At 72.8% G+C, this 23,917-nt stretch carries 20 protein-coding genes; 7 read left to right on the top strand and 13 right to left on the bottom strand.

Annotation, left to right across the window (positions count from 1 at the left end):
• Nucleotides 1-8 precede the first annotated feature (8 nt).
• Genes DEJ22_RS12075 through DEJ22_RS12065 form a run of 3 tightly spaced genes read right to left on the bottom strand, consistent with a single transcriptional unit; the run spans nt 9 to nt 4,635 of the window.
• Nucleotides 9-1,001 (bottom strand): XdhC family protein, encoded by a 993-nt coding sequence (locus DEJ22_RS12075; RefSeq protein WP_111227893.1) that lies wholly within the window; start codon nt 999-1,001, stop codon nt 9-11.
• Nucleotides 1,001-3,814, bottom strand: a complete 2,814-nt coding sequence (locus DEJ22_RS12070; protein WP_111227786.1) for a molybdopterin-dependent oxidoreductase — start codon at nt 3,812-3,814, stop codon at nt 1,001-1,003. The genes DEJ22_RS12075 and DEJ22_RS12070 overlap by 1 nt, the downstream gene beginning before the upstream one ends.
• Complete coding sequence (locus tag DEJ22_RS12065; RefSeq protein WP_111227787.1) at nt 3,811-4,635, bottom strand: FAD binding domain-containing protein; 825 nt, start codon at nt 4,633-4,635, stop codon at nt 3,811-3,813. Before DEJ22_RS12065 ends, DEJ22_RS12070 begins: the two co-directional genes overlap by 4 nt.
• 301 nt (nt 4,636-4,936) lie before the next feature.
• Here DEJ22_RS12065 and pucL point away from each other — a divergent pair, with 301 nt between their 5' ends.
• Both pucL and DEJ22_RS12055 read left to right on the top strand, forming a co-directional pair.
• On the top strand, nt 4,937-5,881 hold the full coding sequence (pucL, locus tag DEJ22_RS12060; protein ID WP_111227788.1) for a factor-independent urate hydroxylase: 945 nt from the start codon (nt 4,937-4,939) through the stop codon (nt 5,879-5,881).
• Nucleotides 5,854-6,483, top strand: a complete 630-nt coding sequence (locus DEJ22_RS12055; RefSeq protein ID WP_258379675.1) for a nucleotidyltransferase family protein — start codon at nt 5,854-5,856, stop codon at nt 6,481-6,483. The genes pucL and DEJ22_RS12055 overlap by 28 nt, the downstream gene beginning before the upstream one ends.
• A 202-nt stretch (nt 6,484-6,685) precedes the next feature.
• On the opposite strand, the gene DEJ22_RS12050 is transcribed toward DEJ22_RS12055, so the two are convergent.
• The 5 genes from DEJ22_RS12050 to DEJ22_RS12030 form a co-directional block, all read right to left on the bottom strand.
• Nucleotides 6,686-7,780 (bottom strand): alkene reductase, encoded by a 1,095-nt coding sequence (locus DEJ22_RS12050; protein WP_111227789.1) that lies wholly within the window; start codon nt 7,778-7,780, stop codon nt 6,686-6,688.
• Between the two features lie 53 nt (nt 7,781-7,833).
• Entirely contained in the window at nt 7,834-8,046 is a 213-nt protein-coding gene (locus DEJ22_RS12045) for a hypothetical protein (RefSeq protein ID WP_181430933.1), read from the bottom strand.
• 49 nt (nt 8,047-8,095) lie between these two features.
• Nucleotides 8,096-8,542 (bottom strand): MarR family winged helix-turn-helix transcriptional regulator, encoded by a 447-nt coding sequence (locus DEJ22_RS12040; RefSeq protein ID WP_111227791.1) that lies wholly within the window; start codon nt 8,540-8,542, stop codon nt 8,096-8,098.
• A 278-nt stretch (nt 8,543-8,820) separates the two neighbouring features.
• A complete protein-coding gene (locus tag DEJ22_RS12035; RefSeq protein ID WP_111227792.1) occupies nt 8,821-11,532 on the bottom strand; it encodes an MMPL family transporter in 2,712 nt (903 codons plus the stop codon).
• Nucleotides 11,533-11,603: 71 nt separating this feature from the next.
• Nucleotides 11,604-12,242: a TetR/AcrR family transcriptional regulator gene (locus DEJ22_RS12030; protein ID WP_181430934.1), complete on the bottom strand. Its 639-nt coding sequence runs from the start codon at nt 12,240-12,242 to the stop codon at nt 11,604-11,606.
• A gap of 169 nt (nt 12,243-12,411) precedes the next feature.
• Between DEJ22_RS12030 and DEJ22_RS12025 the strand changes: the two genes are divergently transcribed.
• Nucleotides 12,412-13,893: a mannitol dehydrogenase family protein gene (locus DEJ22_RS12025; RefSeq protein WP_111227794.1), complete on the top strand. Its 1,482-nt coding sequence runs from the start codon at nt 12,412-12,414 to the stop codon at nt 13,891-13,893.
• Between the two features lie 111 nt (nt 13,894-14,004).
• Nucleotides 14,005-15,006, top strand: a complete 1,002-nt coding sequence (bla, locus tag DEJ22_RS12020) for a class A beta-lactamase (RefSeq protein ID WP_258379676.1) — start codon at nt 14,005-14,007, stop codon at nt 15,004-15,006.
• Between the two features lie 20 nt (nt 15,007-15,026).
• On the opposite strand, the gene DEJ22_RS12015 is transcribed toward bla, so the two are convergent.
• Nucleotides 15,027-16,019, bottom strand: a complete 993-nt coding sequence (locus tag DEJ22_RS12015) for an alpha/beta hydrolase (protein WP_181430936.1) — start codon at nt 16,017-16,019, stop codon at nt 15,027-15,029.
• A gap of 218 nt (nt 16,020-16,237) precedes the next feature.
• Here DEJ22_RS12015 and DEJ22_RS12010 point away from each other — a divergent pair, with 218 nt between their 5' ends.
• Entirely contained in the window at nt 16,238-18,298 is a 2,061-nt protein-coding gene (locus DEJ22_RS12010) for a transglycosylase domain-containing protein (protein WP_258379677.1), read from the top strand.
• A gap of 162 nt (nt 18,299-18,460) precedes the next feature.
• Here the strand turns inward: DEJ22_RS12010 and DEJ22_RS12005 are convergent, their stop codons facing one another.
• From DEJ22_RS12005 to DEJ22_RS11990, 4 genes are all read right to left on the bottom strand, one after another.
• A complete protein-coding gene (locus DEJ22_RS12005; RefSeq protein WP_111227796.1) occupies nt 18,461-19,486 on the bottom strand; it encodes an ABC transporter substrate-binding protein in 1,026 nt (341 codons plus the stop codon).
• Between the two features lie 61 nt (nt 19,487-19,547).
• Nucleotides 19,548-20,438: an ABC transporter ATP-binding protein gene (locus DEJ22_RS12000; RefSeq protein WP_258379678.1), complete on the bottom strand. Its 891-nt coding sequence runs from the start codon at nt 20,436-20,438 to the stop codon at nt 19,548-19,550.
• Complete coding sequence (locus tag DEJ22_RS11995; protein ID WP_258379679.1) at nt 20,435-21,526, bottom strand: FecCD family ABC transporter permease; 1,092 nt, start codon at nt 21,524-21,526, stop codon at nt 20,435-20,437. Before DEJ22_RS11995 ends, DEJ22_RS12000 begins: the two co-directional genes overlap by 4 nt.
• Nucleotides 21,523-22,602 carry a FecCD family ABC transporter permease gene (locus DEJ22_RS11990; RefSeq protein WP_258379680.1) on the bottom strand — a complete coding sequence of 360 codons (1,080 nt, stop codon included), beginning with the start codon at nt 22,600-22,602 and terminating at the stop codon, nt 21,523-21,525. The genes DEJ22_RS11995 and DEJ22_RS11990 overlap by 4 nt, the downstream gene beginning before the upstream one ends.
• A gap of 29 nt (nt 22,603-22,631) precedes the next feature.
• On the opposite strand from DEJ22_RS11990, the gene DEJ22_RS11985 reads away from it, so the two are divergent.
• Nucleotides 22,632-23,471 (top strand): siderophore-interacting protein, encoded by an 840-nt coding sequence (locus tag DEJ22_RS11985; RefSeq protein WP_111227798.1) that lies wholly within the window; start codon nt 22,632-22,634, stop codon nt 23,469-23,471.
• 23 nt (nt 23,472-23,494) lie between these two features.
• Nucleotides 23,495-23,872: a VOC family protein gene (locus DEJ22_RS11980; protein WP_111227799.1), complete on the top strand. Its 378-nt coding sequence runs from the start codon at nt 23,495-23,497 to the stop codon at nt 23,870-23,872.
• Nucleotides 23,873-23,917: the final 45 nt, after the last annotated feature.

Genomic DNA, 23,917 nt, shown 5'->3' with positions numbered 1-23,917 from the left:
ACGGCGGGTCAGCGCGCGGCCGCCGCGCTCCGGTGGATCGGACCGGCCCCGCCCGTCAGGGCGCCGCCGGGGGCACCCCGACGCACGGCGACCACCTCGGCCATGACCGCGACGGCCATCTCGGCCGGGGTCTCCGCACCGATGTCGAGCCCGATCGGGGAGCGGAGCCGGTCGAGGTCCGGCGTGCCCATCGCCCGCAGCGCCCCGTCCCGCCGTTCGTGTGTCACCCGTGATCCCATCGCGCCGACGTACCCGGCCCCGCGACGCAGCGCCAGGTCGATGACGTCGGCGTCGAACCGGTCGTCGTGGGACAGCACCACCACGACCGTCGTGCCGTCGATCGGGAGGTCCCGGAGCACCCGGGTCGGCCACCCGACGATCCGCTCCTCGGCCGCAGGGAACCGCTCGTCGGTCAGGAACACCGGCCGTGGGTCGACCACCGTGACCGCGTAGCCGAGCACCGCGGCAGCGTTGGTCAGCGCGACCGCGGTCTCGACGGCGCCCACGACGACGCAACGGGGCCGGTGGTCCGCCCGCTCGACGAAGACGCGCCCGCGACAGCCGTCCGGCGCGGTCACGACCACCCCGAGGGTCGCCGCCTCGAGCGAGAGCGACACCGAGGTCGGCACGCCCCGCGCCGCATCGCGCAGGGCCCCGACGAGCAGGGTGTCGTCGGGAGCGATCCGCCGGACCAGCACCTCGACCCGACCGCCGCACCGGAGTGCCGGTGCCCACAGGGCGTCCGGGTCGTCCGGGGCGGCGTCGAACCCGAACCGCTCGAGCACCGGGTCGCCGGTCTCGAGCACCTGCTCCGCGGTCACGAACAGCGATCCCTCGACGCAGCCGCCCGAGATCGTGCCGACGACCTGGCCGCCGGGCAGCACCGCCATCGACGTCCCGACGCCGCTCGGTGCGCTCCCGGTCATCGACACGGCCGTCGCGACGACGACCGGCTCGTCGGCGTCGAGGACGGCCAGGAGGCGCGGTGCCAGTTCGAACATCACGCACCTCCGGCGTCGGTCGGGTCCGACGCGCCCGCCGTCGCGCCCTGCAGCAGGGCCCACACCCGGTCCCGGGTCATCGGCAGTCGGTACGGCCGCACCCCGATCGCGTCGCGGACGGCGTTCGCCACGGCGGGCGCGACGGGGTTGTACGGCGCCTCGCTCATCGACTTCGCGCCGAGCGGCCCGAGCGGGTCGTGGGTCTCGGCGAAGCGGACCTCGGTGCGCGGCACGTCGGAGATCTTCGGCACCCGGTACGACCGGAACGCGTCGGTCGTGACACGGCCGGTGTCGTCGAGCACGACCTCCTCGTAGAGCGTCGAGCCGATCGCCTGTGCGGCGCCGCCCTCGACCTGCCCGCGCAGCTGCTCGGGGTTCAGGACCGTCCCGGCGTCGACCGCCTGCACGCTGTGGAGCACGCGGACCTCACCGGTCGGGCGGTGCACGGCGACGCGGGCGCCGTGCACCGTGAACGCGAGGGACCGCGGGGTGCCGTCGTGGCTCGCGTGTGCGACGAGCGGTCCCTCCGCCAGGAGCTCGGCGTGTCCGACGACCTCGTCGCCGATGCGGACGCCGTCCGGCAGGACCTCGACGGCGGGGCCGAGCACCCCGGACGCGGTGCGCGGTGTCCGGGCCGCCACGAGGGTCAGCGCACGCGCGGTGAGCTGCTCGCGGAGGTCCTGCGCTGCGGCGTACAGGGCCCTGCCCGCGACCACGACGCCGGCCGAGCCGAAGGCACCGGTGTCGTGCCGGGCGGCGTCGGTGTCCGACTGGTGCACGTCGACGCGGTCCGGGGTGGTGCCGAGCGCGGTCGCGACGAGCTGGGTGTGCACGGTGGTCGTACCGTTGCCGAACTCGGCCGTCCCGACGCCGATGCGGTAGCGGCCGTCCGTGGTCGCCTCGACGGAGACGTGCGCGTGGTGCCCGCGCGGGGGCATGGTCGCGATCGCCGCGAGCGCGATGCCGGTGCCGTGCGCCCAGTCACCCGACCCGTCCGGAGCCGGATCGTCGAGGGCGGGGCCGTCCATCGCGGGCACCTCGGGGAGCGGTGCGCGCAGGGCGTCCTCGACCAGGTCGAGGCACTGGTCGAGACCGTAGCTGCCCTCCCACCGCAGGTCGTCCTGTTCGTCGGGGTCGGTGACGACGAGCGGGTCGCCGGGCACGACGACGTTCCGGCGTCGGAACTCGAACGGGTCGAGGTCGAGCCGCCGCGCGAGGTCGTCCATCGCCGACTCGATCGCGAAGACCACCTGGCCCAGGCCGTACCCGCGGAACGCCCCGGACGGCAGGTTGTTCGTGTACACGGACTCGGCGTCGACCCGCTTCGACGGGCACCGGTAGACCGCGACCGACTCGCTGACCGAGTGGAACATGACGCCGACACCGTGGTTGCCGTAGGCGCCGGTGTCCATGGTCTGGTCGACGTGCAGGGCGGTGAGGCGCCCCTCGGCGTCCGCTCCCAGCCGGACCCGCACGCGCATCGGGTGGCGCGTCGGGGCGATGGTGAACTCGTCGCGGCGGCTGTACTCGTACTGCACGGTGCGACCCGTCCGCAGCACGGCCAGGGTCACGAGGTCCTCGGTCAGCAGCTCCTGCTTGCCGCCGAACCCGCCGCCGACGCGCTTCGCCACCACGCGCACCCGTGCCGGGTCGAGGCCGAAGACGTGGGCGATCTCGTCGCGGACCAGGAACGGGACCTGCGTGGCGGTCCGCAGCACGAGCCTCCCGTCCCGGTCCAGCGACCCGCGGGTCGCGTGCGTCTCGAGGGCGGCGTGCGAGACCCGGCCCGTCGACCAGGTGCCCTCGACCGTCGCCGCGGCGGCGGCCAGCGCCGCCTCGACGTCCCCCGTCCCGCCGTGCAGCGCCGCGACGACGTTGCGCGCCGGTTCGGCGATGCGGCGCTCCGCGGTGGTCTTGTCACCGTGCAGCAGCGGGGCGCCGGGGCGCCGGGCGGCGTCGACGTCGTGCACGCTCGGCAGGACCTCGTAGTCGACCCGCAGGAGCGCACACGCCTGCTCCGCGATCCGGACGCTGTCCGCGACGACCGCAGCGACGCGCTGACCCCGGAACCGGAGGACCCGGTCGAACACCCGGGTGTCGTCCGGGTCGTCGAGCCGTGACTCGTGCCGGCCCGTGGAGAACAGCACCCCGGGGTCGTCGTGGTGGGTGAGCACCGCGTGCACGCCGGGGAGCGCCTCGGCCGCGCTCGTGTCGATCGCCGTGATCCGGGCGTGCGGGTGCGGGCTGCCGAGGACCGCGACGTGCAACAGGGCCTCGGTGGGCCGGGCGTCGAGCGTGTACTCTTCCCGGCCGGTGACGATCCGCATCGCGGCTGGCGCGGCGACCGACGTCCCGACGGCGGCTCCGGCGCTCGCGCACGCGGTGTTGCGCACGCCGTCGAGTGCGTCCTCGATCGCGCGGTACCCGGTGCAGCGGCAGAGGTTCCCCTTGAGTGCGCGGTGCCGGTCGCCGAGCTGGTCGTCGTCGAGCGCCGACGCCGTGACCACGTACCCGGCCGTGCAGAAGCCGCACTGGAACCCGGGGGCCTCGGCGAAGGCGCGCTGCACGGGGTGCGGGTCCTCCGGGGTGCCGAGCCCGGCCGCGGTGGTCACGGTCCGGCCCGTGACGCGGTGCGCCGGTGTGATGCAGGCGTGCACGGGCACGCCGTCGACGAGGACTGAGCAGGCGCCGCAGTCTCCGGCGTCGCAGCCCTTCTTGACGCTCGTCACGCCGTGCTCGCGGAGCAGGGTCCGGAGCACCTGACCGGGCTGCGGCTCGGCGTCCACCGCCAGGCCGTCCACCACGAACCTCACGCCGCACCTCCTGCACGGACGACGGCGGACCGCTCGGCCACCAGCTCGGCTGCGAACCGACGACTCACCGCTCGGCGCCAGGCGGGGGAGCCGTGCGGGTCGTCGTACCAGTCATCGTGGGCGGCCAACCGGGCGTCGAGCTCGGCGGGGTCGGGGACGGCGGGCGACCGGAGGACGAGCGGGCGCGGCGTCGCCCCCGTCACGACGAGCACCGACCCCGTGTCGGACCACCGGGCGGTGACGAGCGCGCCGGTGCGGCCGTGCGGGCTGAGCGAGACGCGCCGGTACCCGGTGGGGGCGGCGAGCGCGGACTCCGGGACGTCGAGTGCCCGGATCACCTCGCCCGGGGCGAGCGCCGTCGCCCGGGGCCCGGTGACCAGGTCGGCGACCGGGAGTCGGCGCTCCCCGCCGTCCGGCGTCCAGACGAGGGCCGAGGCGTCGAGGGTCACGAGCAGCGCCGTGATCGCACCGGCGGGCAGTGCGGTCGCGACGTTGCCGCCGACCGTGGCCGCGTTCCAGACCTTGAACGACGCCAACAGGGCGTTCGCGCACCGGCCGACGAGCGGCCAGGCACGCCACCCGGCGTCCGGTGCGGTGCCGAGCAGCGCGGCGATCGTGCACGTCGCCGCGATGCGCAGCGTGCCCGGCGGCCGTTCGGTGTCGGGCCACCCCAGCGTCGTCAGGTCGACGAGACCGGTGAGGCCGGGCTGCTCCTCGGAGTACAGCCACGTGCCGCCGGCGAGCGGCTGCTCACCGGGTGCGAGGGCGAGGTCGTCGCGGTGCGACGGTGTCCGCACGGTGCGGACGGTGACGAGGTCCATGCAGGGGTCCGATCGGGGTGGCGGGACGGGACGGGGGTGCCGTCGGACCGTCGGCCGTGCGCGATCATCCCGCGGTTCCATGCCGAGGGCCGCCGGGGTGCGGTGGGGTGCGCCACGGGGACCTCCTTCGTGCCGGTGCGGGGGACGACGCGACGGGGCGCCGTGCGGCAACGCTAGGGAACGGGTGTTTCCGCGTCGTTACGGGCGGTCGACGGCCGGGTCACGACCGGGACGTCGGTCGGGACGCAGCTCGTGACCTGTTCGACCCACCACCGAAACACACGGATGTCATCGTCGGCCCATGGAGATCACCGAGGCCACGCCCGCCCCCACCACCACGACCGTCCGCCTCGGAGCGAACCAGTACGGCAAGGCCGAGGTCCGGCTCGTGCGCGTCACCCGCGACACCGACCGGCACGAGATCGAGGACCTCACGATCACCACGCAGCTGCGGGGCGCGGCGCTCGCCGAGTCGTACACCGACGGCGACAACGCGAAGGTCGTCGCGACCGACACCCAGAAGAACACCGTCTACGCGTTCGCGAAGGAGCACGGGGTCGGCACCCCCGAGGAGTTCCTGCTGCGCCTCGGCCGTCACTTCGCCACCGCCTTCGACTGGTACGACGGGTCGACGCTCTCCGCCGAGCAGCACGCCTGGGAGCGCATCGCGGTCGACGGGCACGAGCACGACCACTCGTTCGTCCGGGCCGGTCGCGGGACCCGCACCGCGGTGGTGCAGGTCGACGGCGACGACGTGCACGTGCTCGCGGGCGTGACCGACCTGACCGTGCTGAAGTCCACCGGGAGCGAGTTCCACGGCTTCCCCCGCGACGGGTACACGACGCTCGCCGAGACCGACGACCGGATCCTGGCGACCTCCGTCACCGCACGCTGGCGGTACACGCCGGAGGCCGTCGCCGCGGGGATCGACTACGACGCGGTGTACACCGGCGTGCTCGACCGGATGCTCGCGACCTTCGCCGACCTGCACTCGCTCGCGCTGCAGCAGACCCTGTTCGCGATGGGGCGTGCCGCGATCGAGGCGTTCCCCGAGATCGCCGAGGTCCGCTTCTCGATGCCGAACAAGCACCACTTCCTGGTCGACCTCGCCCCGTTCGGGCTCGAGAACCCGGGCGAGGTGTTCTTCGCCGCAGACCGTCCCTACGGGCTGATCTCGGGCACGGTCGTGCGCGACGGGGTCGAGGACGCCCCGGCGGCGTGGACGTCGGTGCCGGCGTTCGTCTGATCGCGGGCCCACTCGTGCCGCTCCCGGTGACCGGCGTCCTGCTGGCCGCGGGTGCCGGCCAGCGGATGGGGATGCCGAAGGCGCTGGTGCGCGATCCCGACGGGACCCCGTGGGTCGAGCTGGGCGTCCGAGCGCTGCTCGACGGTGGGTGTCGCGAGGTCGTGGTGGTCCTCGGCGCCGCCGCGACGGGTGCACGGGAGCTCGTGCCGGACGGCGGGGGTGTGCGGAGCATCGTCGCCGCGGACTGGTCAGCCGGCCCCGGTGCCTCGCTCGCGGCCGGGCTCCGGGCGCTCGACGGGGACACCGTGGCGTGCGTCTCGCTCGTCGATCTGCCGACGCTGCCGTCCGCGGTGGTCCGGCGGATCGTCGGGACGGTCGACGATCCGGACGTGCTGCGCCGGGCGGTGTTCGGGGAGCGTCCGGGCCACCCGGTGCTCGTCGGACCCACCCGCCGCGACGCGCTCGTCGAGGCGGTCACGGCCGACCCGTCGGACCGGGTCGCCGGCGCCTGGCTCCGGCGCGCCGGCGTCGTGGGTGTCGACTGCGCCGACCTGTGGGACGGTGCCGATCGCGACCGTCCGTCCGACGAGGCGCCTCGCTGACGGTGAGACGCCTGGGCTGCGACGAGACGCCTCGGCTCGTCGAGACGCCCCCGTCGTGGTGAGACGCCGCGTTCACCGCGAGGCGGTGCGGGATCCGACGGTGTCTCGCGGACGGAACCGCGTTTCGCGTCGGGGCCCCGGGACGGACGGGAGGCGCGGTGCCGGCCGGCACCGCTCCTCCCGTCCGCAGGTGGTGCGTCGGCTACGCGACCCGCTCGCGCACCTCGTCGAGCGTCGGGTAGTCGGTGTAGCCCTCGGCGCTCGCGCCGTAGAACAGCTCCGGCCGGGGCTCGTTGAGCTCCGCGTCCTGCTCCCAGCGCTCCGCGAGGTCCGGGTTCGCGATGGCCGCACGACCCACGGCGACGGCGTCCGCCAGGTCACCGTCGAGGAGCGTGATCGCCTCGTCACGGGTCGTCATCGCCGAGAAGCCCGAGTTCGCGATGAAGGGGGCGCCGGCGGTGCGACGGACGTGCTGCACGAGCTCGCTGCCCGGCTCCGCGTGCAGGACGTCCACGAAGGCCAGCCCGAGCGGTGCGAGCCCCTCGGCCACGGCGGTGTACGTCGCACGGACGTCGGCGTCGTCCTCCTCGAGCACGCCCTGGATGTTGTGCTGCGGCGACAGGCGGATGCCCACGCGGTCGGCGCCGATCGCGTCGGCGACGGCCGTGGTGACCTCGACCGCGAAGCGAGCGCGGCCCTCGGGGGAGCCGCCGTACTCGTCGGTGCGGGTGTTCGACACCGGCGAGAGGAACTCGTGCACCAGGTAGCCGTTCGCGCCGTGCACCTCGACCCCGTCGAGTCCGGCCGCGATCGCGTTGCGGGCGGCCTGCGCGAAGCCCTGGACAGCCTCGCGCACCTCGTCCGTGGTGAGCTCGTGCGGCACGGGCATGTCGGCCTTCGAGCCGTCGGCCAGGTGCGTCTGGCCCGGCGCGGCGATCGCCGAGGGGCCGACGATGCGCGGGGTCTGCGAGATGTCGGTGTGCGAGACGCGGCCGCCGTGCATGAGCTGCATGACGATCGTGCCGCCGCGCTCGTGCACCGCGTCGGCGACGCGACGCCAGCCGGCGATCTGCTCGTCGGTCTCGATGCCGGGCTGGCCCGGGTACGAGCGGCCCTCCTGCACCGGCCAGGTGCCCTCGGTGATGATCATGCCGAGGCCAGCGCGCTGCGCGTAGTGCTCGACGAGGAGGTCGTTCGGGATGCCCTGCTCACCGGCGCGCGTCCGGGTGAGGGGCGCCATGACGATGCGGTTGCGGAGGTGGAGTGCGCCGAGGTCGGCGGTTTCGAAGAGCTTCACGCCTCCGTTGAACCACGTGTTGTGTGGCGCAATTCCGACTCCGCGGCGGATGCTCAGCGACCGGGGCACACCAGGGTGCTCGACCGGACCTGGCCCTCGGGGCGGATCACGGTGTGCTGTGAGAGCGGTTGCCGGCAGATCGGGCAGGGCCGGTCGACGGTGCGGTCGTCGACGTCCTCCGCGTGACCGGCGCCGATCTGCGAGGGGCCCATCTTCTCGATGAGCGTGCGGTTCCAGCGGTCGTACCAGCTGCCGAAGCGACCCACGGCCCGTCCTTTCGTTCGTGCACGAACCATTGTGCCATGAAGGAGTTGCTCAGTCGAGGGCGTCGACCCGGACGAGCAGCTCGGTCAGCTCGTCCTTGAGTCGCTCGAGTCGGTCGAGCGGCCAGCCGAGCCGGTCGGCGACGGCGAGGGGGACGGCTCGTGCCCGGTCGCGCAGTGCCCGGCCGGCGGTGGTGAGCGACACCTCGAGCTGCCGTTCGTCCGCGGTGCTGCGTTGGCGGCGGACGTAGCCCGAGGCCTCGAGTCGCTTGAGCAAGGGGCTCAGGGTGGCGGAGTCGAGCCGGAGCTCGTGGGCGATCCCACGGACCGAGCGGGGGGACTGCTCCCACAGCGCGAGCATGACGAGGTACTGCGGGTGGGTCAGTCCCATCGGGTCGAGCAGGTCGCGGTAGAGCCCGATGACGCTGCGGCTCGTCGCGGCCAGGGCGAAGCAGAGCTGCCGGTCGAGGGCCAGGGGGTCGACATCGGTCGCGGTCATGCGTCCACGGTACTTCGTCCACGAATGGATCGGGAGTGCGGTGCGGTGCGGTGCGGGTGCGGTGCGCTCGCCCAGTTCTTCCCATGACGACCGCGATGGAAGGTGAGATCGGGCGTACCTGGTGATCTGTGACGACCAGGTACGCCCGTTTCCGCCGGGTACGCCCGGTTCCGCCGGGCGCACGCACGGGAGGCCCGGTGCCGGTCTCGTCGACCGGCACCGGGCCTCCAGGCGGTGCGGTGGGGCTGGCGCCCCGCGCGGCTGCGGCGGCCGTGCGCCTACGCGCGGTGCGTCGGCGTGTGCCCCTCGTGCGGGTTGGCGTCGGGCTCGACGTCCGCCGCGTGCGACCCGCGGTGGGAACCGGCACCAGCGTCGGCACCGACGGCAGCGGGCTCGGTGCCGTGGCCGCGTGCGTCACCGGGGTGCGACCGCTCGAGCTTCGCGCCCTCGACGTCGACGTCCGGCAGGATCCGGTCGAGCCACTTCGGGATCCACCACGCGCTCGTGCCCAGCAGGTGCATGACCGCGGGGATGAGCAGCATCCGGACCACGAAGGCGTCGACCAGGACACCGAACGCCAGGCCGAAGCCGATCGGCTTGATGGTCGACGACTCCGAGAAGATGAAGCCCGCGAACACCGAGATCATGATGATCGCGGCCGCCGTGACCACCGCGCGACCGGCGTGCAGGCCGCGCTGCACCGCCACCTTCGCCGAGGCGCCGTGGGCGTACGCCTCGCGCATGCCCGACACCAGGAACAGCTGGTAGTCCATCGCCAGGCCGAACAGGATGCCGATCTCGATGATGGGCAGGAAGCTCAGGATCGGTGCGGGGTCGTGCACGCCGAACACCGAACCGAGCCAGCCGAACTGGTAGATGGCGGTCAGGCCACCGAAGGACGCCAGCACCGACAGGATGAAGCCGGCCGTCGCGGTGATCGGCACGAGGAACGACCGGAACACGACGATGAGGATGATGAGCGACAGGCCGACGACCACGACGAGGTAGAGCGGCAGCACGTTCGCGAGCTTCTCGGAGACGTCGATGTTCGCGCTCGCGTTGCCCGCGACCCCGAGGGTGACCGTGCCGTCGTCGGTCGCGACCGTCTGCTCACGCAGGTCCTTGACGAGGGTCTCGGTCGAGACGCTGTCGGGACCACCCGCGGGCTTGACCTGGAACGCGATGATGTCGCGGTCGGACGAGGCGCCGATCGGCAGCACGGCCTCGACGTCGTCGTTCTTCGCGAGGGCCTGGCCGATCGTGACCTCGGTCGCCGTGACGTCGTCCTTCGCCACCGCCTTCGGCAGGTCGGCGACGACGAGCAGCGGGCCGTTCTGACCGGCACCGAACTCGTCCTCGAGCGCCTTGTACGCCTTGTACTGCGACGAGTCGGTGGCCTCGGACGCGCCGGTCGGCAGACCGAGGCGCATCTGGGTCGCGGGCAGGGCGATCGTGCCGAGCACCGCGACACCGGCGACGAGCGTGATCACCGCGCGCCAGGTCGACATCGGCTTGTTCGGCACCCGCACCGAACCGGTGTGCCCGATCTGCTCGCGTTCCTTGCGACGCAGGATCCGCATGCCGAGCAGGGAGAGCAGCGCCGGGGTGAACGACGTCGCGATGAGGATCGCGAAGAGCACCGCGACGGCGCCGACCGTGCCCATCAGGCCGAGGAAGGGGATGCCGGTGATGTTCAGCGCGAGCAGGGCGACGATGACCGTCGTGCCCGCGAACACGACGGCGTTGCCGGACGTGCCGTTCGCGAGCCCGATCGACTCGTGCACGCCCATGCCGGCCTTCAGCTGGGTGCGGTGGCGGTTGAGGATGAAGAGCGAGTAGTCGATGCCGACCGCCAGGCCGAGCATCACCCCCAGCACCGGCGTGACCGAGATGAACTCGACCAGGCTCGAGAACGACAGCGAGGCGAGGGTCGCGACGCCGACGCCGAGCACGGCGGAGAGGAGCGGGATCGCGGCGCCGATGATCGTGCGGAGCATGAGGAACAGCACGAGCGCGGCGATGATGACGCCGACGATCTCACCGGGGCCGAGGATCGACGGGACGCCCTGCGCGATGTCGTTCGAGACGTACACTTCGACACCGTCGATCTCCGCGCTCTCGGCCTTGTCGGAGATCGCCTGCTTGGTCTCCTGCGGCACCTCGTACGTCGACTTCGTGAACTGCACGGTGCCGATCGCGGCCGAGTCGTTCGACGACACGAACCGGATGTCCTTCGACAGGTCGAGCAGGTCGGATCCCTGCTCGAGCTCGCGCTCGTTGTCCTCGAGCTTCTTCGTGTTGTCGTCGATCTCCTGCTGGGCGTCGGCGATCTGCTGCTCGCCCGACGTGATCTGCTGCTGCTGGGCGTTGATCTGGGCCTGGGCCTGCGCGAGCTGCTGCTGACCCGCCTGCGCCTGTGCCTGCGCCGCTGCGGTGGTGGCGGCGGCCCCGGCGGCCTGCGCCTGTGCCTCGGCCTGCGCCTTCTTCGCGTCGAGCTGTGCCTGGGCCTGCTGGAGCTGCTGCTTGCCGGACTCGAGCTTCGCCTTCTGCTCGTCGAGCTGCGCCTGGCCGTCCTCGATCTGCTTGCGGCCGTCCTCGATCTGCTTGCGCCCGTCGACGATCTTCTGGCGCTGCTCGTCGAGCTGCGCCTGCGTGGTGAAGCCGTCGCGGACCTCCTTCACCCCGTCGAGGTCGGCGATGCCGTCGAGGAACTCCTTGACGTCGGTCTTCTGCGCCGCGGTGAACGCCTTGCCGTCCGTCGTCTCGAAGACCAGCGTGCCGTTGCCGCCGTTCGCCGACGGGAACTTGTCGGCCAGTTCGTCCTGCACCTGGCTCGTCTTGGTGTTCGGGATCGTGATCGACGACGAGATCGTGCCCGCGAACAGGCTGTAGGTCAGGCCCGCGATGCCCATGATGACGACCCAGGCGATGATCACCAGCCAGTGGCGTCGTGCGGAGAACCGTCCGAGACGGTAGAGGAGACCGGCCATGCGGTGCCCCGTCCTTTCGTGTCAGGTGCTGTGGAGGTGCGGGGTGCGCCGGTGGACCCCGGTGGGAGTGGTCAGGGGGTCGGCATGTAGCCCGACCGGACGCTGTGGACGAGTCTGCTCAGCAGTGCGTCCCAGGCCTCCAGGGTGTCCGGCGTCAGCTCCGGGCCCTCGTGGGTGAGCCAGTGGTCGGCGATGACGACGATGCCGCTCATGAGCGAGTCGACGAGCAGTGCGGTGTCGAGGGGGTCGGCGCCCGGGTGACGACGGGCGACCTCGGCACGGAGCCGCTCGGTGACCCGCGAGAAGGCCGTCTGCGTGAGGACGGCCGCCTTGGGGTCCTCCTTCCCGGGCTCCCCGATGATCCGGTACATGCCGGAGATCGCCGGGGCGAGGTCGGCTCCGCGTGCCGCGGACTCGAGTTCGTCGAACATCGACGCCCGGCTGCCGTCGCCGACCGGGGTGCTCGCCATGTCGGCCAGGAACCGGTCGATGATCACCGACAGCTCCTGCTCGCAGACCGCGAGCAGGACCTCGTCGAGCGAGGCGAAGTGGTTGAAGACCGTGCGCCGTGCGACGTCCGCTCGCGATGCCAGGTCGTCGACGCTGAAGTCGCGTCCACCGCGCTCGTCGATCAGGTCGCGAGCGGCCTGCAGGATCGCCGCGCGGTGCTTCGCCTTGAGCGCGGCCCGGCGGTCGGTCGTGGTGGTCACGACTGACAACACTAGGTGCATCGATGCACTCGGTGCACCATCTGTCGGTGCATCTTCAGGTTCGAGCGAGCTGACCCGAAGACGGGAACAGGTGTGCTGCACACTGGTTCCACCGGCCACTCCCGCCTGAGAGACTGGAGGCCCGAGACCGCCGTACGAAGGAGTACCGATGTCCGTCCGACTCACCCCGGAGACCCTCGACCAGATCGCCGCGACCGGCGTCGCCGTCCCGACCTACGACCGCGACGGCATCACCACGGGCATCGTGCACTTCGGCGTCGGCGGCTTCCACCGCGCGCACCAGGCGATGGTGGTGGACCGGCTCCTGCAGCAGGGCGAGGCACGCGAGTACGGCATCTGCGGGGTCGGCGTGCTCGAGCAGGACCGCCGCATGGCCGCCGCGATGGACGAGCAAGGGGGCCTGTACACGCTCGTGCTCAAGCACCCGGACGGCACCCGCGAGTCGCGGGTGGTCGGCAGCATCGTCGAGTACCTGCTCGCCGTGGACGACCCGGACGCCGTCGTCGAGAAGATGGCGCACCCGGACACCAGGATCGTCAGCCTCACCATCACCGAGGGCGGCTACAACTTCGACCACGTCACCGGGGAGTTCGTCGCGGACGAGCCGGGCGTCGCGGCGGACCTCCGCGGGGACGCTCCGCCCCGCACGGTGTTCGGCCTCGTGGTCGAGGCGCTCCGCCGACGCCGTGATCGCGGACTCGCGCCGTTCACCGTGATGTCGTGCGACAACATCCAGGGCAACGGGCACGTCGCGCGCCAGATGTTCACGGCGTACGCGAGGCTGCAGGACCCGTCGTTCGCGGACTGGATGGACGAGCACGTGTCCTTCCCGAACTCGATGGTCGACCGCATCACGCCCGTGACCGCCGACGAGGACCGGGCCTGGGTCCGTGACGAGCTCGGCATCGAGGACGCCTGGCCGGTCGTCGCCGAACCGTTCTTCCAGTGGGTGCTCGAGGACGACCACCCCGCCGGTCGTCCCCGGTACGAGGACGCCGAGGTGCAGCTCGTCGACGACGTCGAACCGTACGAGCTGATGAAGCTCCGGCTGCTCAACGCCAGCCACCAGGGGCTCTGCTACTTCGGGTACCTGTCCGGGTACCGGTACGCCCACGAGGCCACGCAGGACGAGGCGATCGCGACCTTCCTGCGCCGCTACATGGACGAGGAGGCGTCGCCCACGCTGCACCCCGTGCCCGGCATCGACCTCGATGACTACGAGGCGACGCTCATCGAGCGGTTCCGGAACCCCGAGGTCCGCGACACGCTCGCGCGGCTCTGCGCCGAGTCGAGCGACCGCATCCCGAAGTGGCTCCTGCCCGTGGTGCGCGAGAACCTCGCCTCCGGTGGGCCGGTGGCGCTGTCCGCGGGCATCGTCGCCTCGTGGGCGCGCTACGCCGAGGGCACCGACGAGGACGGGCAGCTGATCCGGGTCGTCGACCGTCTCGCCGACCGCCTGACAGCTGCGGCACAGCGGCAGCGCGAGGACCGGCTCGCCTTCCTGCGGGACCGCCAGGTCTTCGGTGACCTGGTCGACGACGAGCGGTTCGTCGCGGCGTACCGCGACGCGCTCGACGGCCTCCTCGACGACGGAGCGCACGCCACGGTGGCGCGCCTGTCGCGGTCCTGACGCACCGACCCCGGATCCGGGAGGCGCGTGCGGACCCGGCGGGACGTCCCGGCTCCGTCACCACCGGACGGGAGGCGCGCGGTGGCGCCGACCCGTGCCTCCCGTCCGGCCGTGGCCGCGACGTGCAGGTGGATCGCGGGCGGCGTCGGCATGCTCGTCCAGGTGTGGATGACGAGGACGGCCCTGACCACGATCGCGACGCTGGCCGCGGTGACGCTCGTGGCGTGCACCGGCACCGGCCGGTCCGTGGAGGGGACGGTGCCGACGAGCGGGACCGCGGGCCCGGCCCCGAGCTCGACCCCCTCGTCAGCGGTGGCGCCCACTGCCGACGTTGCCACCGCGCGTGCGTTCGCCGCGCTCGAGGAGCAGTACGACGCCCGGGTCGGCGTCGTCGCGATCGACACGGCGGACGGCACCGGCGTCGGGTACCGCTCCGACGAGCGGTTCGCGTTCGCCTCGACGAACAAGGCGTTCATCGCCGCGGCGGTCCTCGACGCGTCGAGCGGGGAGGACCTCGACGAGGTCGTGCACTACGGACGGGGCGATCTGCTCGCGTACGCACCCGTGACGAGCAGGTACGTCGACGAGGGCATGACGGTCCGGGCGCTCGTCGACGCGGCGCTGCGGGAGAGCGACAACACGGCTGCGAACCTGCTCGTGGAGCGGCTCGGCGGTGTGGACGGTGTGACCCGGTGGCTGCGGGGGATCGGGGACGACGTGACCCGGGTGGACCGCGTCGAGCCCGACCTCAACACGGCGACGCCGGGGGACCCGCGGGACACGACGACCCCGGCGCAGTCGGCGGCCGACCTTCGCGCGGTGCTCCTCGGTGACGCGCTGGACGCCGGGCACCGGGAACTGCTGCGGTCGTCGATGGCGGGGACGACCACGGGCGACGGCACGATCCGCGCTGGCGTTCCGGACGGCTGGTCGGTCGCGGACAAGACCGGCACGGCGTCGTACGGGGTGCGCAACGACATCGCGGTCGTGCAGCCTCCTGGTCGGGACCCGATCGTGCTCGTGGTGTTCACGGCGCACGACCGGGCGGGCGCCGAGCCGTCGGACGCGCTGGTGGCCGCGGCGACCCGCGTGGCGGTGCAGCGCACGGACTGACCCGCGACCCGGGGCGAGCGTCAACGCGGGAGCGTCGTGGCCCAGCGCCCCATCACGTCGTAGGCCTCCTCGCGCACCTCGGGTGCGGAGAGCACGACGTCGTGCAGGGCACCCTGCAACCGCCGGACGGTCACCTCGGCGCCGAGCGAGAGCGCGCGGTGCGCGACCACGTCGACGTTCAGTGCCACGTCCGCCCGGGTCATGCCGTCGTCCCACCGCGGCTGCAGCATGCTCTTGTCGCTGAGCATCACGAGCGTCGGGACCGTGATGCCGAGCCCCTGCTCGACCCGCTCCTGCCCGGCGAACACCGCAGCGAGCCACCCCGGGTGGAGCGGGAAGCCGCGGTCCGGACGCCACCGCTGGTCGTAGGTCCACGACCCCTCGCCCGCCGCGGACACCGTGCGGGTGTAGAAGCCCGGGTCGACCGCCGGCATCGGCGCGAGGGGGTTCCGCCTGGCGCCGAGCTTGATGACCGGTGCGACGATCGCCCGACCGAGCGCGGTCGCCTGGAACTCGAGCCACGGGCTGTTCAGCACCAGGCCGTCGACGAGCTCGGGGTGGCGCGCCGCCCAGAGCGACAGGGTGAGCCCACCCGTCGAGTGGCCCATCGGGACGAGCCGTCGGCGGGGCCCGCCGCGGTGCTCGGCGGCGACGGCGTCGAGGGCGGCGCCGATGTCCTCGTCGTAGACGGCCAGGTCGTCGACGAACCCGGGGGTCTGGTGGGGTCGGAGGCTCCGGCCGTACTTCCGCAGGTCGAGGGCGTGGAAGCGTGCACCGAGCCGTTCGACCCGCTCGGCGAGCTCCACCTGGAAGAAGTAGTCGGACCAGCCGTGCACGTACAGCACGTCCACGCCGTGCAGCGGTCCACGGGCGTGCAGCAACAGGTCGTTCGGCGATCGCCGCCGTCGGACGAGCGTCGCGACCACCGGACCCTCGCGGTCCGCTCCGAGCGGGAGCTCGAGGCGCTCGAAGGGCGGACCGAGCACGTCCTCGTGCCACTGTCCTGCTCCCATCACCCGACCCTATCCACGACCTCCCGATCACGGCCCGGTCACGGTGCGGTCACGGGGAGGTGACGGCCCGACCTGCTCCGGTAACGATCCGTACCGGCTCGGTCCTTTCCCAGCGGTCGTGCCGGTTCTCCCCGGGGAACCCCGGGCAGACGCCCGATCAGCGCTGGGAGGGTCACCCGACGCCACCGGAGGACGGAGGCGGGACACGAGGGGGAGACATGACGATGCGACGTGCGACCGGGGCGGCCCTGGGCTTCGTCGGCGGCAGCGTGCTGGCCGGGCTGCTGGTCGGGGTCGGCGTGACGCCGGTGCTCGCGGTGGCCGGGGTGGGGACGACCTCGGCGATCGACCTCTTCGACTCGATGCCGGAGTACATCGAGATCGGTGACCTGCCCGAGCGCAACGAGATCTGGGCGTACCAGGGCGGACAGCCCGTGCACCTGGTCGACGTGTGGGACCAGAACCGGCAGGAGCTGTCGCTCGACCAGATCAGTGACACGCTCGAGCACGCCGCGATCGACGGCGAGGACAAGCGTTTCCGGGAGACCGGGGGCGTCGACGCGACGAGCCTGGTGCGGTCGGTCGCGAGCGTGATCGCCTCGGGTGGGAAGGGCGGTTCCGGCGGCTCGACGATCACGATGCAGCTCGTGCGGAACATCAAGATCCAGCAGGCGAGCGAACTACCGACGGCCGAGGAGCGCGAGGCCGGCTACCGCGAGGCCACGCGCAAGAGCCCGGAGCGCAAGCTCGCGGAGGTCAAGCTGGCGATCGGGCTCGCGAAGGAGTACTCGAAGGACGAGATCCTCGCCGCCTACCTGAACATCGCGTACTTCGGCGACCAGACCTACGGCGTGCAGGCGGCCTCGCAGCGGTACTACGGCAAGGACGCCTCCGATCTCACCGCGGCCGAGGCCGCGTCGCTCATCGCGATCGTGCAGTGGCCCGAGCGTCGCGACCTGTCGACGCCGGCACACCACGCCGACAACCAGGCCCGCCGGGACGTCATCCTCCGCTCGATGCACGAGCAGGGACACCTGAGCGACGCGGACCTCGCCACGGCACTCGCGTCGCGTCCGGCCGACTACGTCCGCCTGACCGCGCCGCAGCAGGGATGCGGATCGGCGGTCCGTGGCGCGGAGTTCTTCTGCGCGTACGCCGAGCAGGTCGCGCGGGACCTGCCGCAGCTCGGCGCCGACCCCGACGACCGCGCCGCCGCCTGGCGCACGGGCGGGTACCGGGTGCAGACCACGCTCGACCTCGACCTCAACACGCAGCAGAAGGACCTGCTCGCCCGGCACGACCCCGCGACCGAGAGCCGACTCGCCCTCGGTGCGACGCTCGACACGGTCGAGGCGGGCACCGGACGGGTGCTGACGATGGCGCAGAACAAGGACTTCGACCGGTCGGCGGACGCACCGGCGACGGCGACGTCGCTCAACTACGCCACCGACGAGTCGAACGGCGGCTCGAAGGGGTTCCAGGTCGGCTCGACCTACAAGATGTTCACGCTGCTGCAGTGGCTCGAGTCCGGCCGGAGCCCCGACACGGTGGTGGACGGGACGCGCAAGGCCCGGAGCACGTGGATGCAGTGCGGGCAGCGGGTCACGCTCGACGAGCCGTACGACCCGAAGAACGACTCACCGGGGCAGACCGGGCCGTACTCCGTCCGTGCGGCGACCGCGCAGTCGGTGAACGCGGCCTACGCCGACATGGCATCTCGGCTCGACCTCTGCGACATCCGCGACACCGCGGCACGACTGGGCGTCCACCCCGCGACGGGCGGGGACCTGCCCGCGAACCCGGCGGCGATCCTGGGCACCACGAGCATCGCGCCGTTGACGATGGCGGCCGCCTACGCCGGGATCGCGAACGGGGGCGTGTACTGCGCTCCGGTCGTCGTCGACCAGGTGACCGGCCGCGACGGCACCGCCCTCGGGGGACAGCAGCGATCGTGCACGCGGGCGGTTTCGGGCCAGGTCGCCGCCCAGGCGGTCGCGGTCATGCAGGGGGCGTTCCGGGGCGGCACGGCGGCCGGCGGACAGACGCTCGACGGAGCGACGTTGTTCGGCAAGACCGGCACGACGGACGCGGCGGACCAGATCTGGCTGGTCGGTGGGACCTCGCGTGCGGTGACCGCTTACTGGCAGGGCAACACCGACGGCGGGAAGACGAACCTGCGGTACGTCGGGAGCGGGCAGGGCGGCACCTACGCCGGGTCACGGGCGGACGTGTGGCGGCAGGCGCAGACGGCGGTCAACGCGGCGCTGCCCGCCGGCTGAGGCGACGCTGTCCGCGTCCTGTTCCTCATCGGTGGCGCGGAAGACGTCGGCTCCGCGACGGTGACACGACGTCTTCTGCTCCACCGGTGCGCTGACCCGAGGCCGAGACGGACGGGAGGCGCGGTGCCAGCCGGCACCGCGCCTCCCGTCCGTCGTGTGCGGCTACGAGACCTTCTTGCTGTCCTCGAGCCAGCCCGCGAGCTTCGTCATGTAGTCCGCCTGCGACGCGTAGTCGAGCGCCGGGAAGGTCCAGCTGTGCACCTGGCCGGCCTCGAGCGCCGGGTTGTCGGCGAAGGTCGGCTGCTTCTCGAGGTCCGCGACCTGGTAGCCCTGCTGCGAGAGCAGGATCACGTCACCGGTGATCTGCCCCGCGTTCTCCCACGAGTAGATGCCCCAGTAGAACCCCTTCGGCTCCGGCTGCACGAAGTCGACGCCGAACGACGAGTACATCTGCAGGGTCGGTTCGTCGGACGGGCGGGTCACGTAGGCGCCGTCGCCGTCCGCGTACATCGAGACGACGGAGACGTCGCTCTGCTTCGCAGCCTGTTCGAGGGTGTCCTCGGCCGCGTCGAAGCGGTCCTCGGCGGCCTCGACCTTCGACTCGGGCGCGCCGAGCGACTCGGCCAGGCCGGCGATCTCCTCGATGACGTCCTCGCCCTTGCCGCCCCACTCGACCTGGACGACCGGCGCGATCGCCTCGATCTGCTGCTCCTGCTCCTTGTCCTTGAAGCCGTACCCGGGCTGGGTCGTGTCGAGGGTGCCCTTCTCGTCCTTCGGGTACACCGACGTGACGACGAGGTCGGGCTTCAGGGCCGCGAGCTGCTCGAGGTCGATGTCGCCGTACGCCTCGCCGAGCTGGGTGATGCCGTCCTTGTCGAGGTCGTCGAAGCGGGCGTCCTTCGCCATGGTCAGCTGCCCGAAGGTGCCGACCGGCCGCAGGCCGTACTCGATGAACGAGATGGCGATGTCGTTGAGGACGACGACGCGCTTCGGGGTGTTGTCGGTCTTGACGGTGGCGCCGGTGGCGTCCTTGTACGACCAGGGGCCGGAGGCGGCCGAGCCCGTGCCCGCGGTGTCAGCGGAGCCGGCTCCGTCGTTCGCACCGGAGCAGCCGGTGAGGAGGAGGGCCGAGACGGCCACGGAGGTCACGAGAGCGGCGCGCAGGGAGCCGCGGCGGGGGATCTTCACGTTAGGAGAGCCTAACCTAACTCTGAGAGACCCGCCAGCTTGTGACCCGGGTCCGCGACGCTCAGACGGGTGGGGCCTCGTGCTCGTCCGCCTCGGGCACGATCATCGGCGCTCCCGTGACCGGGTCCGGCACGACGCGGGCGTGCAGCCCGAATGCGGTCTCGAGCACCGCGGGCGTCAGGACGTCCTGCGGCGTGCCGTCGGCGACGACACCGCCGTCGTGCAGGACGACCAGCCGGTCCGAGTACCGCGCGGCGAGCGTGAGGTCGTGCAGCACCATCACGACCGTCGACCCCTGCTCGCGGTTCAGGCGCCGCACGAGGCGGAGCACGTCGAGCTGGTGCGCGAGGTCGAGGTACGTCGTCGGTTCGTCGAGCAGCAGGGTCTCCGCCTGCTGCGCCACCACGAGCGCGATCCACGCGCGCTGTCGCTGGCCGCCGGACAGGCTCGCGACGTCGCGGTGGGCGACCTCGGTCAGACCGGTCGCGGCGATGGCCTGCTCGGCGACGTCGGCGTCGTCCGCGGTCCACGGCCTCGCCCACGACTGGTGCGGGTTCCGCCCGCGCATCACCAGGTCGAGGACGCTCGTGCCGGCCGGTGCGACCGGGCTCTGGGGCAGGATCGCGAGCCGCCGCGCGACGGCCCGGTTCGGCTCCTTGCGGATCGGGGAGCCGTCGAGCAGGACCTCGCCCGACTGCGGCTTCAGCACGCGGCCGAACGCCTTGAGGAGCGTCGACTTCCCGCACCCGTTCGCGCCGAGGAACGTCGTCACGGTGCCGCGTTCGATCCGCAGGTCCAGGTCGCGGAGGACGGGATCGCGGTCGTAGCCGACGGACAGTCCCCGTGCTTCGAGGACGGGAAGCACGGTGCCGGGCGATGCGCTGCCCGCGCTCCGGTGGGTGGTCCCGTCCGGCGCGCCCGCGGTCCGGGTCTGGGTCGTGATGGCGGTCATCGGGACATCTCCTTGCGGTGGCGGACGAGGAGCCAGATCAGGTACGGGGCGCCCACGACGGTGGTCACGATGCCGACGGGCACCTGCCACGGGAAGGCGGAGCGGGCGAGCAGGTCGGCGCCGAGGACGAGCACCGCCCCGAGCGCCCCCGCGAGCAGCAGCGGCGGGCGGTTCGTGCCGGCCAGGCGCAGGGCGACCTGGGGCACGACGAACGCGACGAAGCCGATCGGGCCGGCGGCGGCGACGGCGGCAGCGGTGAGGACGACCGCGAGGGCGAGGACGAGCAGCCGGTGCCGCTGCACGCCGAGTCCGACGCCGGTCGCGACCTCGTCGCCGAGCTGCCCGATGCCGAGCGCAGCGCTGGTGGCGAGGGCGATCGGCACGCAGACCGCGGCGACGACGAGGAGCGGCCACACGGTCGACCACGAGGTGCTCGACAGGCTGCCGACGAGCCACTGCGACGCTGCGGTGGCGACGGTGATCTTCGCGCGGACGAGCAGGTAGCTGGTCACGGCGTCGAGCGTGGCGCTCACTCCGATGCCGACGAGCACGAGCCGGTAGCTCTGCACGCCGCCCCGCCAGCCGAGGCCGTACACGGCAGCCGCGGCGACGAGCGCTCCGATCGTCGCCGCGACCGGGATGCCGCCGCTCAGGACGACCGAGGAGACCGAGTAGGTGCCGCCACCGAGCACGATCGCGGCGACCGCGCCGACGCTCGCGCCGGAGGTCACGCCGATGATGTCCGGCGTGCCGAGGGGGTTCCTGGTGACCGTCTGCGTCAGCGCACCGGCGGTCCCGAGCACCAGGCCGACGAGCGCGCCGGTGAGGACGCGGGGGAGCCGGAGGGTCGTGACGATGAAGCCGTCCGGGCCGTCCTCGGCACCGAACAGCGCACGGACGACGGTGCCCGGGGCGATGAACGTGCTGCCGACGGCGACGCCGAGCACCACGAGCACCAGCGCCACTGCGATCGCGCCGACGGTCCAGCCGAGCACCCGCGGACGCCAGGCGAGCCCGACCGGGCCGACGCGGACGCCGCGACGACCGGCGGGTGCACGGCCCGCGTGCGCGTCGGTCGCGGCGCTCACAGGGACACCAGCGATCGACGACGGGCGACGGCCACGAAGACGGGGCCGCCGAGCACGGCGAGGACGATGCCGACCTCGACCTCGGAGAACCCGCCGACGAGCCGCCCGACCACGTCGGCGGCGAGCACGAGCGCTGCGCCGACCAGGGCCGAGACGGGCAGTGTCCACCGGTGGCCGGTACCGACCAGGGCGCGTGCGACGTGGGGGACCGTCAGGCCGACGAACCCGACGGGTCCGGCGGCCGCGGTGGCCCCGGCGGCGAGCAGCGTGATGCCGCCGAGCCCGACGAGCCGTGCGACGAGCACGTTCTCCCCGAGGCCACGGGCGAGCTCCGCGCCGAGGCCCAGTGCGTCGAGCGCCCGGGTGTTCCAGACCGCGAGCGCGGCGCCCACGAGCAGGAACGGTGCCGCGGCGGCGAGCACGTCGAGCTGCCGCGCGGCGAGCGAGCCGACGACCCAGAGCCGGTACGCGTCGAGGGAGTCCTGGTCGGTGAGGACGATGAACGACGTCACGGCGCCGAGCAGGGCGGACACGGCCGCACCGGCGAGCGCGAGGGGGACGGGACTCGCGGTCCCGCTCCCCGCGACGGTCACGGAGAAGACCACGACGCTGGCGACGACCGCGCCGGCGAGCGCGAACCACACCGTCGCGCCGGTGCTCGTCACCCCGAACACGTACACGCCGAGCACGACGGCGAGGCCCGCGCCCGATGACACCCCGAACAGGCCGGGGTCGGCGAGCGGGTTCCGCGTGTGCCCCTGCATGAGCAGGCCCGCGATGCCGAGGGCCGCCCCGACCGCGGCGCCGATGAGGGTGCGGGGGATGCGCGATCCCCAGACGACCGCCTCTGCCGTGCTCGACCCCGTCCGGGTGAGCCCGGCGAGCACCTGGTCGACGCCGAGCCGGTTGCTCCCGAAGAGCATGCTGGCCACCGCGGCCGCGACCAGCACGACCACCAGGGCCGCGACCACGAGCAGGCGTCGGCGGACCGTCGCGCGGTGCACGCTGCCGGCAAGCGGGGAGCCGTCGGTCCGGTCGGCCCGGGCAGGCATCAGGACGGTTTCGGGGGATGGCACGCGGACCAGCTTAGGGTAGCCTTCCCTTCATGGCGAAGATCCCGCGGCTCATGCCCGAGGCACCCCGGCTCTTCCGTGCCCGTGTGCTCCGCTCCGTCCGGTACTCCCCGTCGGTGCAGCGGGTCACGGTCACCGGTGACGACCTGCACGAGTTCCCCTTCGCCGGGTACGACCACTGGTTCCGCTTGTTCCTGCAGCTCCCGCACCAGGCGACCTTCACGCTGCCCGAGATCGACGGCACCCGCTGGTACCCGCAGTACCTCGCCATCCCGCAGGACGAGCGCCCGCACCTGGCGAACTACACGGTCGCCGGCTACCGGCACCTGCCCGACGGCGCCGCCGAGATGGACGTCGACTTCGTCGTGCACACCGACGCCGACGGCGTGCTCGAGGGGGGAGCCGCCATCTGGGCCTGCGCGGCGCGACCGGGCGACCAGCTCGCGGTGCTCGACCAGGGACGCATCTTCGACTGCCCGGACGACGTCAGCGAGGTCGTCGTCGCGGCCGAGGAGACCGGGCTGCCCGCCGTCGTCGGCATCGCGGCCTCGCTGCCCCGCGACACCGTGGGCCGCATCATCCAGGAGGTCCCGACCGCCGCCGACGTCCGCGTGCTCGACGCTCCCCTCGGCGTCGAGGTCACCTGGATCGTCCGCGAGCACGTCGACCCGCACGAGGTCCCCGGACGGGCGGCGCTCGCCGAGCTCGAGCGGCACGTGCCGTGCGACGACCGGGTCTACGCCTTCGTCGTGGGGGAGTCGCGGCTCGCCACCGCCGGCCGTCGCCACCTGCACCGGGCCGGGGTCCCGAAGTCGCGGATCACGTTCTCGGGCTTCTGGAAGCACGAGGCTCGGCAGGCCGTCCCCGCCTGACACCGTCCGGGTAGCGTGCGGGCATGAGCGTCCGACTGAGCGAACTCGTGCTGAACTGCCGCGACCCCGAGGCGCTGTCGCGCTTCTGGTGCGCGGTGCTGGACTACGTCGAACTCGGCAAGGACGAGGACGGCGTCGAGATCGGTCCCGCGTCGGGCTTCGGCGGTGCCACCCCGACGATCATCCTGAACCGGGTCGACCACGCGCCGGCCCAGACCCTGCGGTTGCACATCGACCTGTCCCCGGTCGACCAGGACCAGGACGCCGAGCTCGAACGACTGCTCGCCCTGGGCGCACGTCCCGCCGACGTCGGGCAGACCGGCGAGGAGTCCTGGCACGTGCTCCAGGACCCCGAGGGCAACGAGTTCTGCCTGCTGCGGACGCGGCTCGACCCGCTCTGACCCAGCTCCCCGCCGCCCGTTCCTTCCCACGACGGACGCGATGGC

Origin of the sequence: Curtobacterium sp. MCSS17_007, assembly GCF_003234175.2 — a bacterium.
Taxonomy (GTDB): Bacteria; Actinomycetota; Actinomycetes; order Actinomycetales; family Microbacteriaceae; genus Curtobacterium.
This window is presented reverse-complemented; position numbering and strand designations above follow the sequence as displayed.